13 protein-coding genes and 2 tRNA genes are annotated in these 13,347 nt (G+C 70.4%); 2 read left to right on the forward strand and 13 right to left on the reverse strand.

The genetic code is table 11. From position 1 onward, the window contains the following. The first annotated feature begins 14 nt into the window (after window positions 1-14). On the forward strand, window positions 15-185 hold the full coding sequence (locus tag ACUXPL_RS03530) for a hypothetical protein (RefSeq protein ID WP_454181992.1): 171 nt from the start codon (window positions 15-17) through the stop codon (window positions 183-185). A 71-nt stretch (window positions 186-256) separates the two neighbouring features. Here the strand turns inward: ACUXPL_RS03530 and ACUXPL_RS03535 are convergent, their stop codons facing one another. From ACUXPL_RS03535 to ACUXPL_RS03555, 5 genes are all read right to left on the reverse strand, one after another. Further along, entirely contained in the window at window positions 257-1,318 is a 1,062-nt protein-coding gene (locus ACUXPL_RS03535; protein ID WP_454181994.1) for a nucleotidyltransferase domain-containing protein, read from the reverse strand. 122 nt (window positions 1,319-1,440) lie between these two features. Next, entirely contained in the window at window positions 1,441-2,436 is a 996-nt protein-coding gene (locus ACUXPL_RS03540; RefSeq protein ID WP_454181996.1) for an ImmA/IrrE family metallo-endopeptidase, read from the reverse strand. A gap of 55 nt (window positions 2,437-2,491) precedes the next feature. Beyond that, complete coding sequence (locus ACUXPL_RS03545) at window positions 2,492-3,382, reverse strand: hypothetical protein (RefSeq protein ID WP_454181998.1); 891 nt, start codon at window positions 3,380-3,382, stop codon at window positions 2,492-2,494. Beyond that, complete coding sequence (locus ACUXPL_RS03550) at window positions 3,379-4,395, reverse strand: hypothetical protein (protein WP_454182000.1); 1,017 nt, start codon at window positions 4,393-4,395, stop codon at window positions 3,379-3,381. The genes ACUXPL_RS03545 and ACUXPL_RS03550 overlap by 4 nt, the downstream gene beginning before the upstream one ends. Before the next feature lie 859 nt (window positions 4,396-5,254). Beyond that, a tRNA-Ala gene (locus ACUXPL_RS03555) sits at window positions 5,255-5,327 on the reverse strand. 168 nt (window positions 5,328-5,495) lie between these two features. On the opposite strand from ACUXPL_RS03555, the gene ACUXPL_RS03560 reads away from it, so the two are divergent. Further along, the gene (locus tag ACUXPL_RS03560; protein WP_454182002.1) at window positions 5,496-6,626 is read left to right on the forward strand and encodes an oxidoreductase; all 1,131 of its coding nucleotides are present in this window, start codon (window positions 5,496-5,498) and stop codon (window positions 6,624-6,626) included. 87 nt (window positions 6,627-6,713) lie between these two features. On the opposite strand, the gene ACUXPL_RS03565 is transcribed toward ACUXPL_RS03560, so the two are convergent. The 8 genes from ACUXPL_RS03565 to obgE all read right to left on the reverse strand — a co-directional run bounded on the left by ACUXPL_RS03565 (window position 6,714) and on the right by obgE (window position 13,217). Next, window positions 6,714-6,789: transfer RNA gene (locus ACUXPL_RS03565), tRNA-Ala, on the reverse strand. Between the two features lie 121 nt (window positions 6,790-6,910). Beyond that, window positions 6,911-7,576, reverse strand: a complete 666-nt coding sequence (locus tag ACUXPL_RS03570; protein WP_454182003.1) for a histidine phosphatase family protein — start codon at window positions 7,574-7,576, stop codon at window positions 6,911-6,913. Between the two features lie 13 nt (window positions 7,577-7,589). Next, window positions 7,590-8,015 (reverse strand): ribosome silencing factor, encoded by a 426-nt coding sequence (rsfS, locus tag ACUXPL_RS03575; RefSeq protein WP_002853902.1) that lies wholly within the window; start codon window positions 8,013-8,015, stop codon window positions 7,590-7,592. Beyond that, entirely contained in the window at window positions 8,012-8,659 is a 648-nt protein-coding gene (gene nadD, locus ACUXPL_RS03580) for a nicotinate-nucleotide adenylyltransferase (RefSeq protein WP_041104890.1), read from the reverse strand. Before nadD ends, rsfS begins: the two co-directional genes overlap by 4 nt. Before the next feature lie 74 nt (window positions 8,660-8,733). Then, entirely contained in the window at window positions 8,734-8,958 is a 225-nt protein-coding gene (locus ACUXPL_RS03585; RefSeq protein WP_036316935.1) for a hypothetical protein, read from the reverse strand. A 79-nt stretch (window positions 8,959-9,037) separates the two neighbouring features. Beyond that, the gene (locus ACUXPL_RS03590) at window positions 9,038-10,387 is read right to left on the reverse strand and encodes a glutamate-5-semialdehyde dehydrogenase (RefSeq protein WP_454182005.1); all 1,350 of its coding nucleotides are present in this window, start codon (window positions 10,385-10,387) and stop codon (window positions 9,038-9,040) included. A gap of 73 nt (window positions 10,388-10,460) precedes the next feature. Beyond that, the gene (gene proB / locus ACUXPL_RS03595) at window positions 10,461-11,666 is read right to left on the reverse strand and encodes a glutamate 5-kinase (protein WP_036316929.1); all 1,206 of its coding nucleotides are present in this window, start codon (window positions 11,664-11,666) and stop codon (window positions 10,461-10,463) included. A 3-nt stretch (window positions 11,667-11,669) separates the two neighbouring features. Beyond that, window positions 11,670-13,217 (reverse strand): GTPase ObgE, encoded by a 1,548-nt coding sequence (obgE, locus tag ACUXPL_RS03600; protein WP_063189578.1) that lies wholly within the window; start codon window positions 13,215-13,217, stop codon window positions 11,670-11,672. Between the last annotated feature and the right edge of the window lie 130 nt (window positions 13,218-13,347).

A 13,347-nucleotide genomic window follows, 5' to 3' on the forward strand; every position in this document is an offset into this window, starting at 1 on the left:
GGCGAGGCCAATCCGTGGTCGGCGAACACCCGTGGATAGTCCTGCGGCGAAAGCCCATAGGTGTCGTAGAGAGGGCGGGCTTCGAATCGGACCTCTACGGGAATGGGTTCGTCACGCCCTGGGACATCGAGTCCCTCGTGGCGGTAGAGGAGGTAATTGCTGCGAAGGGCGACGGTGACGGCTGAGCCGTAATGGCGTCTCGCGTCGCGCTGGAACGGGAGCGTCCACGCCGGATCAGCCCCGTACCACCGGGTGCTCAGGCGCCCCATGAGCGTACGTTTCCGCGTTCACGGCCGGCGGAGGCGCCGGTGCCGGTGAGGAGGGCGGGCGCACCGAAGGTCTTGGTGTCCTTGGCCTTCTGCGCGGTGATCCGCCGGGCTTCTTCCTGCATCACCGCAGTGGGATCCGGGGCGGGCAGCATCTCGGGGTCGTTGAAGAACTTGGCGATTTCGTTGTGGGCGAGAACGGTGTAGCCGGTCTTCTCGTACTCGATGGCGCGGTCGAGCTTCTCCAGCGCGCGCGTGAGCCGACGGATCACTTCGGTGCGGGTGTCGTTGAGCTTGATGGGCTTCTCCGCGACGCCCGCAGGATCAGGTGTTTCGCCGCGAGAAAGTTCCTTGATCGCGAAGTCGAACCATGCGCGTAGACCCGGGATCAGGGCGGTGGGGGCATCGACACAGTTGAGTGCCAGGGCCTTGATGTTCCAGGAGCACAGCGGCTTGCCGTTGCTCCGGTTCCAGTGCTTCAGCAGGCGCACGATCCGGGCGAAGCAGGCGTCCGTGATCGTGTTCGTGATGCTGACGAGTTCGGTGTGCTTCTCGGGGTGCGAGCGGTCCCAGCTATCGAAGCGAGGGATGTAGAGGCCGGCGCCGTCAGGGTTGTCGATGGCGATGATCACGTCGGCAGTGAAGTCAGGTTGTCCTGGGGCAACCGGGTCGCGGAATCGCACGAGGATGGAGCGCTTGCGGCCCTTGACTTCGACGGCGAGATCGCCGTATTCCTCTTTGAGGCTGGCACGGATAGCGTCTGCGGCGCGCTCCTTGAGGTCCTTCGGCCCGCGCTTGCCCGGACCGTACTCATGGTCGGAATCGGGCACGACCACGCCGAGGTCGACGTCTGTCAGTGGGGTCAGCGCGTCCCCGTGAGCGATGCTCCCGTTGACGTAGGTGCGGCTGCCGGGGAACTCGTCGCGGAGCGCAGTGCCGATAACCCCGCGGCGCTTTCGCGCTTCGTCGAGTTCGGCGTCGGAGACCTCGATCCTGCGGCGGGCCTGGCTGACGATCTGTTCAAGGGTGATGGTCGGGCTGATGGTTGTCATGATGTTCTCCTCGCCGGGAGCAGTGAGCTGGTGACTCTCCCGGCGTCGAGTCCCGCGCGGAGCATCACTTCGATGCTCTACCGAGGGCAGACGACGTAATTCGCTTCAGCCCCCGCCCTACCTCAGGAGCAGTCTTGGCACGCTCCGGTGGTGTCGTCGAAGAGATGGGCGGCTTTCACCAGGTAGCACGACGGGCAGGTGCGTTCGCGCAACCTGAAGCCGCAGTTGCACTGTCCGCATTCTGGACACCTCGGGGCAGCACATTGCTCACAGGGGCGCTCAAACGTGCGGAATTCGTGTCCACACGCGCCATGCTCACAGATTCGGAACACACCCTTGGGGCCGCTGTCCTTCCGTGGCAACGACAGCTTGCGCCAGGCCGCCCGTTCGGTCACGGAGACGATGACGGTCATGCCTCCCATGTCGCCTGCCTGCGCGTAAAGCGTCTGTCCGCGGATGCCGTCGCGGTAGAAGAACTCCGCCTCGCCGTCGACGATCCGCGTGGGCGCCTGTCGTGCGGCGACCACGATGCTCACTCGAGATTGGTCGCTGCCTCGACGCAGCGGGGGAAGCTCGCGGGAGGAGGAGAAGACGATCACGCCGTTCTTGTCAAGGAGCGTGACGTGACCCGGGATCTGAAGGGTCAGGGCAGCCCGGACGCAGACCGCCGCCCGAGAGACTTGCGGCGCGGCGTGCCACAGCGACAGCACGGTGTCCACTGACGGGCCTCGGTCCCCGATGTGCTGCTTGACCAGCTCTTTGGGCAGCAAGATAGCGGAGGCGAAAGTGTCACAGGCCGCGTCCTCCAACGCGAGGCCGCCGTCGCGTTGCTGTGTTAGGCGTTCCATGAGATCGAAGACACTCTGCTGGAGGTGATGGCCATACTCGTGCAACGCGGTGAAGGCCCGTCGACCGCGGCTGGTTGATTCAGAGACGACGAGAACGGGCGGCGTGTGGTCGGCGAGGTACCCGCCGGCGACACTGCACCCGGAGGCGTCGACTTCCTGATCGGGGACCAGGCGCACATCGATGTCGTCTCTGCTTGCCAACTCGCTCAAGGCGTCGTCGAACAGCCGCGAGCGGATGCCTGGGTCGGAGGCGTCGATGTAGTCGAGCATGGCCGTCACCTGGGCGATGACCTGGTGCCTGGGCACACTGATTGGGCGGCGACGTTCAGTGTTCATTGAGCACCGCCGCAAAGAGGGTGTCGAGCCGGAGGTTCCAGTTCGTCGCCTTCTGACCGGTCTGCCGCGCCGCGAGAGCCCAGGATTGGTACGCGAGGTCTCGGTAAGCGGTAGGGACCTTTATGCTGCGCCTGGCGGCGTAGGCAAGAACCTGGCGATGACGCACCGGTTGCTCCAGGCAGGCGACGAGGTCCGCTGGTGGCGCCGGGTTCGCTGCCAAGACTGTTTCAACTGACTCGCCGATCAACGGAGCGACCTTCTCGGCCTCCTCGTGGCTCAGCGCTAATTGGCCACGCCAGATAGCCAACGCCCTCTGCGGTGTCGCTCTGAGGCCTGCTGCGACGTCCTGAACCGTCAGGTTGGCCCGGTGCAGGATGGCACTCAAGTCACCCGACCCGCTCTCGTACCAGCGCGCAGCCGAGAGTTCCGCCATCGCATCTTCCAGTAACGCTCGATATACGCGTACCGGGTGTGGCAGTGAACGGTCCTCGCGGGACGGTGCCGACTCCGAGGCTAGCGAGGCGGTGGCCTCTGGGGACAGTTGACCGGCGAAGCGGTCGAAGACGACGATGGGCAGGGCCTGGGCGAGCTCGGGCCAGACGATCACCGGAACGTTGAACGGGTTGGCCGCAGCCGCGATCGGCGTCGTGGTGGAGTCGGTGTAGTCGAGGTCGAAGGACAGCGGGTTTGCTGTCGGGCGTTGGTCGGCGCTGAGGATGACGACGAGTTGGACTTGGTCGTCCCAGCGTGCGCGCCAGATTTGCCCGACAGCCAGCCCCGGCGCGACCCCGGTCCACGCCGCGCGCACCTCGTCCGGAACAGTGACGCTTGAGGCTGCTACTTCAAGCTTTGACTGCGGACGTGCAGCATCACGAGTCACCTCGACTCCTCTCCGGTTGACCGTGCTGGGTGCGGTCCCACCTGGGGCAGACGACGTGATTCATTCATCGCGTGTGCGAGCGCTGCCAGATGCAGAATGATTTCCTCACGATGCTGGTCGTCAACGGTGGCCAGCCTGAGCCGATCAGCCAGACCCGCGCTCAGTGCTTGTGTCGCCGCGCGTCCCATGCCGGTGGCGGCCTGTCGGGACTCCAGGCTCTGCCCCAGCACAGGTAGCAGCGCTTTTTCTTCCGCGCTGAGCGTGAGCCAAAGCTGTTCCGCTCGTTCTCGTACCGCCAACTCCGCAGTTGGGTCGTCGCTGGAGGTGAACCCGGCGAGCGCGGCCGCGGTGAAGGAACCGTCGGGAACCTCGATGAAGACCGGTGGTGCAAGGAGTGCGAATCGGCGCTCGATGACCGCCGCGAGGTCCTCATCTCGAACGGCACCGTCGGCGTGGTCGATTACGCCGTAGGAGACCTCTGTGAGTGCTACCACCGTGCGCTTCGGGGTCCGTCCCGCCGTGTTCCAAGTCAGAATCTGGTAGCCGCGGACCCGCGCCGCAGCTTGATGCAGTTCCTCCAAGTCACCTTGCCACAGGCCTATGGCGCGATGGAGGAGCGCCCAGGCCCAAACATCCGCCAGGCCGGGTGGTCGCGCGAAACGAGCATCCTCACTGAGGAGAGTGTCGAGACGGCGACGGAGTTTGCCACGCTCGGTTCCCTTGGCCTGATCGATCAGGAAGTTGCGGATGCTGGCCAAGATGAGCCGCTCAAGTGATGCTTGGTCCGTCGCTTTCAGGTAGCAGGCGAGGACGAAAACCTGGCCGCGGGGCGAGGCCTTTGAGAACATGTCGGCAAGCAGGTCATCGACTGCTTCGGCGCTCCAGCTGCGGTGTCCAGCCGGGGGTGGAAAGGACGAGGTGCGCGTGACCTGAGCGCCGAGCCGACGCAGCAAAGCGATCGTGCGAGGTCCACCCGCATCTGCGCGTCGACCTATCTCATCGAACGCGCTCACGCGGACTCCTATCGACGAACGTAGATCACATCGTCATCTTCCCACTGTGACGAGGTAGCGGCCGTGCGACACGCAGCGCACTAACTCAGCTCACCGCCGGCAAGTTGAAAGCGCCGGCCTGAGCCTGCTTCGGCCCGCTGTGATCCATGCTCTTCCGCCGCGCCCGTTGCAACGGTAGTGCGGTTGTAGGCAGCCTCTACCTGCTACGTCACCGTTGGATGCAGTGGCATGACGCGATGGCCTCTGCCGGAGCGGTTCTTCTGATTCCTTGTCGCCAAGACAAGGAGAGGACTGCACTCATGTTCCGTTCGATGTGGACCGCCAGCGTTCATACCCGGTACTTTCTGCGCCGCTACATGCCCACCAACATCGCTCTCGACGCGATCCGCACCCGACGGGGGCTGGAGGGGGCGTCCGGGCCGTGCTGCTGGCCATCCCATACCTGTATGCGGCGAGCGTCCTACGGGTTCTGATCGAGGGCGGCGGACCGGGCTGGTTGCACCTGGTGGTGCTTGTGCTGGCGTGGAACGCGCTGAAATTCATCATCATGGGGCCGCTCAGCGTTGTCCTGCTGATACACGCCCGAGGCCATAAGTCGCGCCGCGATCGGCCAGATCCTCGGTGTCCTCTCCGACCTCGGGGACCTCTACGACAAATGCCGACCTGCTGAACGCCGCATCCTCAACCGCGCTATTCAAGCGGATCATCATCGACGAGGACGAACACGTCGCGTTCCTACCAGCCGAGCCGGCTGCCGCTGTCCTCGCTCAGGAGCACCGGGGCGAGACGCCCCGACCGGACCCGGACGCGAAACTGCCCCGCCATTAGGCGGGGCAAGTTTCGATTTTCTCTCGTTACGTGGAGGTAAGGGGATTCGAACCCCTGACCTTCTGCATGCCATGCAGACGCGCTACCAACTGCGCCATACCCCCAGGTGGGTGGTGACTCCGTTTCCAGCGGACCGGCCGGAGCACCTGAACAGAATACCCGGCCCGCGGCAACCGTGCAAACCGGCCGGGCGGCGTCGATGGACCGCCGCGGCCCCACGGCCTAGCGTGCAGGAGACGCCCCCAGCCCGCCGCCAGCCCAGGAGGTCCTGCATGTCCCCCACCGACGCACCGATCCGCACCGCGCTGATCGGCTATGGGTTCGCCGGGAAGACGTTCCACGTCCCCCTGCTCCACGCCACGGAGGGACTCGCGCTCACCCATGTCGCCTCCAGCCGCCCGGACGCAGTGCACGCGGATCTGCCGGACGTCGTCGTGGTGCCCGACGTGGACGCGCTCCTGGCGCGCCACGACGTGGACCTCGTGGTGATCGCCGCCCCGAACGACCAGCACACGCCGCTCGCGCGCACGGCCCTGAGGGCGGGCAGGCACGTGGTGGTGGACAAGCCCTTCACGCTGAGTCTCGCCGAGGCGCGGGAGCTGCGCGACCTCGCGGCCGAGACGGGGCGGGTGCTGCGGGTGTTCCAGAACCGCCGCTTCGACAGCGACTTCCTGGGTATCGCCGAGCTCGTCCGCTCCGGTCGACTCGGGGACGTCGTCCACCTCGAGTCCCGGATCGATCGCTTCCGCCCGACCGTCCGGGACCGCTGGCGGGAAGCCGCGGTGCCCGGGGGCGGCATCTGGTTCGACCTCGGCCCGCACCTGGTCGACCAGGCCCTCCTGCTCTTCGGCGTCCCCGAACGCGTGGACGCCGACCTCGCGGCCCTGCGTCCGGGCGCCCCGGTCGAGGACTGGGCACACTGCGTGCTGCAGTACCCGGGCCGGCGCGTGGTCCTGCAGGCGTCGATGCTCGTGGCCGGCGGCAGCCCGCGCTTCGCGGTGCACGGCACGCGCGGCACCGCGGTGAAGGAACTGCCGGATCGGCAGGAGGCCCAGCTGCGTGCGGGCCTGCTCCCGGGTGCCGAGGGCTGGGGCGTCGACCCGGACCCGATCCTCCTGCACGACGGGGAGGGGGACATCGAGCGCGTCCCCGCGCCGACCGGAGCCCAGCAGCGGTCCTACACGGGCGTGCGCGACGCGATCCTGGGCCGCCCGAGCGGCGACGCCGCCACCCCCGACCAGGCCGTCGCCGTGATGGCGGTGCTCGAGGCCGCCGTCGCCTCGGCGCGGGAGGGCCGTGCGGTGGAACCCGCGCTCACGGCGGTGGAGCGCGCCGCGTACCCCGGCGTGTCCCCCGCACCGACCGCGGCGGAGCGACATCACCGCAGTGCAACAGCGCGGTGATGTCGCTCCGGCGGCGGTCGCGTCCCGGGCCCGCACAGGAGCCCGACGACGACGAAGGCCCGGTCCGTATGGACCGGGCCTTCTGACTGGTGGAGGTAAGGGGATTCGAACCCCTGACCTTCTGCATGCCATGCAGACGCGCTACCAACTGCGCCATACCCCCAGATGTGGGCGTCACCCGCGATGTTCACGCACCGTTTCCGGGCCGTTCGCCTCGCTGGCAACTCGACCAGCGTACACGGTCCCCGCGCGGGCGCCAAATCCGCGTCCGGGCCGAGGCGCGCTCAGATGCCGTAGCCCTCGAGGGTCCAGTCGCCCCAGCCCTCGGCCCCGGTGTCCGGAGTGAACGCGCCCTGCAGCACGGCGGCGCGGGCGTTGCCGATCCGCTCCATCGCCGCGAAGGCCTCGCCCTCGTGACGCAGGAGCAGCCCCGTGGCCGCGCGGATCAGCGCACCGTGGGCCACGGCGAGCAGGGTGTGGGCGCCACCGTCGCGCGGGGTGTCCGCCCAGTGCGGGGGCACGTGCCCGCGCAGCGCACGCAGGGCCCGCTCGCCGCCCCCGCGCAGGGTCTCCCCGCCGACGGGACCGGCGTCGAGCGCCGGCTCGGCCCGCCAGAGGCGGTGCTCGTCCGGCCAGCGTTCCGCGATGGCACTGAGCTCCAGGCCCTCCCACTGTCCCCCGGCCAGCTCCATCAGCTCCGGGTCGACGGCCACGGGCGCCGCGCCCACCCGGGCCTCGAGCACGATCTCGGCCGTGCGGCGCGCCCGGCCCAGCGGGGAGCACACGGCCACGAGCTCCTCCGCGTCCTCGATCAGGTCGCCCACGGGCCCGCCGGCGGCGCGGCGCGCCTGGCGCTCCCCCTCGGCGTTCAGTTCGATGTCCGTGTGCCCCTGGTAGCGGTCCAGGGCGTTCCAGTCGGTCTCGCCGTGACGCAGCAGGATCAGGCGCATCTCGCGGCCCCGCTCAGGAGGCGTGCGAGGCGGAGGCGCCGTCGTCCTGGGCGGCCGCGTCCGGGCGGGTGCTCTCCTCCGGCAGGCCGAGGTCGATCGCCGGGGTGTCCTTCCACAGGCGGTCCAGCGCGTAGAACTCGCGGTCCTCGCGATGCTGGACGTGCACCACGAAGTGCCCGTAGTCGAGCAGCACCCAGTGGCCGTCGGACCGGCCCTCGCGACGCAGCGGCTTGAGCTGCTCGTCCTTCAGCAACGCCTCCTCGACGCCGTCGACGATCGCGTTGACCTGACGCTCCGAGGCGCCGGAGGCGATCAGGAAGGCGTCGGTGAGGCCGAGCCGCTCGGCGACGTCGAACGCGACGATGTGCGTGCCGAGCTTGTCCGCGGCGGCGGCCGCGGCGGTGGTGAGGGCGTCCAGGGTGGTCTGGGGAACGGTCACGAGGTCTCCTCTTCCGAGACGTAGAGGTGGTGCTTGGCGATGTATTGGACGACGCCGTCCGGGACGAGATACCAGACGGGCCGGCCCCGGCGGACGCGCTCCCGGCAGTCCGTGGAGGAGATCGCCATGGCGGGGATCTCCATCAGGGACACGTCGGCGCCCAGGCCCATGTCCGAGAGGTCGTGGCCGGGACGGGTGACGCCGACGAAGTGCGCCAGGTCCCAGAGCTCGTCCACGTCCTTCCACGTGAGGATCTGGCCCATCGCGTCGGCGCCGGTGATGAAGAACAGCTCGGCGTCCGGGTGCAGGCGGCGCAGGTCCCGCAGCGTGTCCACGGTGTAGGTCACGCCGGGGCGGTCGATGTCCACGCGGGAGACGGTGAACCGGGGGTTGGAGGCGGTGGCCACCACGGTCATGAGGTAGCGGTCCTCGGCCGGGGAGACCTGCCGGTCCGACTTCTGCCACGGCTGGCCCGTGGGGACGAAGACGACCTCGTCCAGCTCGAACTCGGCGGCCACCTCGGAGGCGGCCACGAGGTGCCCGTGGTGGATCGGGTCGAAGGTGCCGCCCATGATGCCGAGGCGACGACGGCGCGCGCCCCCGGCGGTGGGCGCGGGGACGGGGGTGCGGGAGGCGACGGTCATGCGCTCAGGAGACGAACGGACGGCCCGCCGCGTCGCCCCCGGCGGAGGCGGCGACGCGGCGGGCCGGTGAGACGTCAGTGACCGGAGGTGTGCGAGCCGCGGCCGGTGCCGTGGTGCTGGACCGCGGTGGTGGGCTCGGGCAGGCGCAGCGCGCGGGAGCGCATGGACATTGTGGCGGCCAGGGCGGCCATCAGCAGCGCGAAGACGAGCAGGCCGTACCAGATGGGGTCCATCGGCAGCTCGTTGACGACGTGGTGGCCCTCCTCGGCGGCGGCCAGGATCAGGGAGGTGTTCAGCATGGATGCTCCTCGGTGCAGCGGGTCAGACGGCCGGGCCGGGGCCGGGCCGAAGGGGTCCTGGTGTCCATCGTAGCCCGGCTCAGCGGCGGATCTGCCCGTCGCCGCGCAGGATCCACTTGGTGGTCGTGAGCTCCTCCAGGCCCATGGGCCCGCGGGCGTGCATCTTCTGGGTGGAGATGCCCACTTCGGCGCCGAGGCCGAGCTCGCCGCCGTCGGTGAAGCGCGTGGACGCGTTCACGATGACGGCCGCGGCGTCCACCTGGGTGATGAACCGCTCGGCCGCGGCCAGGTCGTTCGTGACGATGGCCTCGGTGTGGCCCGTGGACCACCGGCCGATGTGCTCGATCGCCTGGTCGAGGGAGTCCACGACGCGCACGGCCATCTCCATGTCCAGGTACTCGGTGCCCCAGTCTTCCTCCGTGGCGTCCACGGCGTCCCGGGCGTGGTCGCCGCGGTCGGCGAGCGTGGGCAGCCAGGCCCGCGCGGCCTCGTCCACGTGCAGCAGCACGCCGGCACGGGTGAGGGCGCGCAGCACTTCTCGGCCCGCCTCCTCCGCGTCCCGGTGGAGCAGCAGGGTCTCGGCCGCATTGCACACGGAGGTGCGGTGCGTCTTGGCGTTGAGCGCGATGTCCACCGCCATCTGCTTGGGTGCGAAGGCGTCCACGTACAGGTGCACGTTGCCCTCACCCGTCTCGATCACGGGCACCCGGGCCTCGCGGACCACGCGCTGGATCAGCTCACGGCCGCCGCGCGGGACGAGGACGTCCACCGTGCCACGGGCGGCCATCAGGGCGGCGACGCCGGGACGTCCGAGGTCGTCGATGCCCTGGATGATGTTGGGGTCGAAGCCCTGGTCCACGAGCGCCTCGCGCAGCACCTGGATCAGGACCGCGTTGGTGGACTCCGCGGCCGAGCCGCCGCGCAGGATCACGCCGTTGCCCGACTTCAGGGCGATGCCGGCGATGTCCACCGTGACGTTCGGACGGGCCTCGTACACGGCGCCCACGACGCCCAGGGGCACCCGCACCTGGCTCATCTGCACGCCGTTGGGCAGCGGACCGCCGCGGACCACGGTGCCCACGGGGTCCGGCAGTCCGGCCAGGGTCTCCAGGGCGAGGGCCAGCGCCTCGACGCGCGCCTCGTCCAGCTTGAGGCGGTCCAGCATGGCCGCCGAGGTGCCGGCCTCGCGGCCGCGGCTGCGGTCCTCGCGGTTGGCCGTGATGATCGCGGCCGTGTTGGCGCGCAGGGCCTCGGCCATGTGGCGCAGGACGGCGTCCTTGCGGGCGCGGCCGGCGGTGGCCAGCTCGGGCACGGCCTGTCGCGCCGACTCGGCACGTTGGCGGACGGCCTCCTCGACCTCGGGCGTCGGCGCCTCGGCGTCCTGGCGGCCGGACTGATCCTGGGGTGCGGTGCTCTCGGGGGTCTGCATGCCTCCAGCCTATCGAGCGCCCCGGACGAGGCACGAGGCGCCGGTCCGTCGCCGCGGCCGCGGCCCGTGCCGGTCAGCGCTGCGGCGGAGCCAGGCGCACCCAGTCGTCGGCGTGCACGACGACGCCGTCGTAACCCGCGCCGAGGTCCTCGCGGAGGTCGGCGGTCGTCCGCCCGAGCATGGCGGGCAGCTGCGACGAGGAGTACTGCACGAGGCCGCGCGCCCGCACCCGGCCGTGTGCGTCCACGATCTCGACGACGTCGCCCGGCGTGAAGTCACCCGTGCAGCCGGTGATGCCCGCGGCCAGCAGGGAGCGGCCGCGGTCGATCGCCCCGGCCACCGCGCCGTCGTCGATGACGAGCCGGCCCCGGACCTCCGCCGTGAGGCCGAGCCACGCCGCGCGCGCGGACCGGCGGCGGCCGGTGGCGGAGAACCACGTGCCCACGTCCTCCCCCGCGAATGCGGCGCCCGCGTTCGCGGCCGAGGTGAGCAGGGTCGGGATGCCGGTGGTGGCCGCGATGCCTGCCGCGTCCACCTTGGTCACCATGCCGCCCGTGCCCACGCCCGCGGAACCGGGCACACGCACGTCGACGCCGGCCAGGTCGTCGTCCGAGGTGACCTCCGGGATGCGCCGCGCGTCCGGGTTCGAGGGGTGGCCCGTGTAGAGGGCGTCCACGTCCGAGAGCAGGACCAGCAGGTCCGCCTTGCAGAGGTTGGCCGTGAGGGCCGCGAGGCGGTCGTTGTCGCCGAAGCGGATCTCACGCGTGGCCACGGCGTCGTTCTCGTTCACGATCGGCATCACGTCGAGCGTGAGCAGCCGCGACAGGGCGCGGTGCGCGTTCGTGTACTGGGTGCGCCGCATGAGCTCCTCGGCGGTCAGGAGCACCTGGGCCACCTCGGTGTCGTGCCGGCCGAAGCTCGTGGTGTAGTGCGCCATGAGCTTGCTCTGGCCGACCGCCGCGGAGGCCTGCTGGGTGGCGGTGTCCTTGGGGCGTCGGCCCAGCCCGAGGTGGGGGAAGCCGGCCGCGACGGCACCGGAGGACACGAGCACCACCTGGGTGCCCTTCTGCCGCTCGGCGGCGAGGACGTCCACGAGCCGGTCGATGGCCTCCACGTCCAGGCCGTCCGGCGTGGTCAACGAGGACGAGCCGATCTTCACGACCACCCGGCGTGCGGCCTGCATCGTCTCCCGCGAGGTCACGGGGTTGGCCCGCGGGTCCTCGGAGCCGCGCGTGGCGGGGGTCGGATAGCGGGTGACGACGGTGCGCCGCACGGACATGGATCATCCCTCTCGATCGTCGGTGTCGTTCCACAGGCCGGAGCGTCGCTCGGCCTCCATCTCGGCCCGGGTCGCCGCACGGGCGGCCCGGCGGGCATCCTGCTCGGCGCGCTTCTCCGCGCGGGTCGCGCGGGTGCGCTCGTCGAGCCGCAGGTCGGTGCCACGGGGCCCGGCGAGCAGCTCGGCTCCCGCGGACAGCGTGGGCTCCCAGTCGAAGACGACGCCCGTGACGTCGTCGCCGATCACGACGGCGTCGCCCGGCTTCGCACCGGCCTTGAACAGGCCGTCCTCAACGCCGGCCCGCTGGAGCCGGTCCGCAAGGTAGCCGATCGCCTCGTCGTTCTGGAAGTCCGTCTGGGCGACCCACCGCTCGGGCTTCTCGCCGCGCACCCGGAACAGCGGCTCGAGGTTGCGCTCCTCGCGGCGGATCGTGAATTCAGCCCGCTCGCCACGGCGGCGATGCCGGCGCGGCACCTCGACGGGCGCGGCCGGCGCGGGCTCGACCACCCGGGAACGGGCCTCGGCCACGAGCTCGGCCATGGCGTACTTGAGCGCGTCCAGGCCCTCGCGGGCCAGCGCGGAGATGTCGAAGACCCGCAGGCCGCGGCCCTCGAGCTCGTCGCGGACCATGTCCGCCATCGCGGCGCCGTCGGGCAGGTCGGTCTTGTTCAGGGCGATGAGGCGGGGCCGCTCGTTCAGCGGCACGACGCCCTCCCCGCCCTGGGAGAAGACGGGCTCCACCGCGTAGGCCTCGAGCTCGGCCTCGATGGCCTCGAAGTCGGCGATCGGGTCGCGGTCGGACTCGAGGCTGCCGCAGTCGAGGACGTGCACGAGCGCGGCGCAGCGCTCCACGTGGCGCAGGAACTCCAGGCCGAGGCCGCGGCCCTCCGAGGCGCCGGGGATCAGGCCCGGGACGTCGGCCACGGTGAAGCGCACGTCGCCGGCCTGCACGACCCCGAGGTTGGGCACGAGCGTGGTGAACGGGTAGTCCGCGATCTTGGGGCGGGCCGCAGACAGGGCCGCGATGAGGGAGGACTTGCCGGCCGAGGGGAAGCCCACCAGCGCGACGTCCGCCACGGTCTTGATCTCGAGCGTCAGGTCCCGGCTCTCCCCCGGCAGGCCGAGCAGCGCGAAGCCGGGCGCCTTGCGCTTCACCGAGGCCAGGGCCGCGTTGCCGAGGCCGCCCTGACCGCCGGCGGCGGCGACGTAGGTCGCGCCCTCCCCCACGAGGTCGGCCACGATGTTGCCCTGCTCGTCCTTGACCACCGTGCCGTCCGGCACGGGGAGCACGAGCGACTGGCCGTTCTTTCCCTCGCGGTGGTCGCCCATGCCCGGCTGGCCGTTCTCGGCGGACCGGTGCGGGGCGTGGTGGTAGTCCAGCAGCGTGGTGGTCTGCGAGTCCACCACGAGGGTGATGTCGCCGCCGTCGCCGCCGTCGCCGCCGTCGGGGCCACCCAGGGGCTTGAACTTCTCGCGATGCACGGAGACGCACCCGTGCCCGCCGTTGCCGGCGGTGAGGTGGAGGACCACGCGGTCCACGAAGGCTGCCATGGGAGTGCTCCTAGGGGCTGGAGGGATCGGACTCAGACGGCCCAGGGGCCGGAGACGCCGACGGCGGGGGCGGGTCCGGTGGATGCCGGGCCCGCCCCCGCCGGGGCGTCAGGGGGTGCGGGTGTCCTCG

It is taken from the genome of Micrococcus sp. 140720015-1 (assembly GCF_053627595.1).

Coding starts and splice junctions, on each gene's coding strand:
- ACUXPL_RS03535 (WP_454181994.1), bottom strand. CDS start 1,318: ATGACAACCATCAGCCCGACCATCACCCTTGAACAGATCGTCAGCCAG.
- ACUXPL_RS03540 (WP_454181996.1), bottom strand. CDS start 2,436: ATGCTCGACTACATCGACGCCTCCGACCCAGGCATCCGCTCGCGGCTG.
- ACUXPL_RS03560 (WP_454182002.1), top strand. CDS start 5,496: ATGTCCCCCACCGACGCACCGATCCGCACCGCGCTGATCGGCTATGGG.
- ACUXPL_RS03570 (WP_454182003.1), bottom strand. CDS start 7,576: ATGCGCCTGATCCTGCTGCGTCACGGCGAGACCGACTGGAACGCCCTG.
- nadD (WP_041104890.1), bottom strand. CDS start 8,659: ATGACCGTCGCCTCCCGCACCCCCGTCCCCGCGCCCACCGCCGGGGGC.
- ACUXPL_RS03585 (WP_036316935.1), bottom strand. CDS start 8,958: ATGCTGAACACCTCCCTGATCCTGGCCGCCGCCGAGGAGGGCCACCAC.
- ACUXPL_RS03590 (WP_454182005.1), bottom strand. CDS start 10,387: ATGCAGACCCCCGAGAGCACCGCACCCCAGGATCAGTCCGGCCGCCAG.
- proB (WP_036316929.1), bottom strand. CDS start 11,666: ATGTCCGTGCGGCGCACCGTCGTCACCCGCTATCCGACCCCCGCCACG.
- obgE (WP_063189578.1), bottom strand. CDS start 13,217: ATGGCAGCCTTCGTGGACCGCGTGGTCCTCCACCTCACCGCCGGCAAC.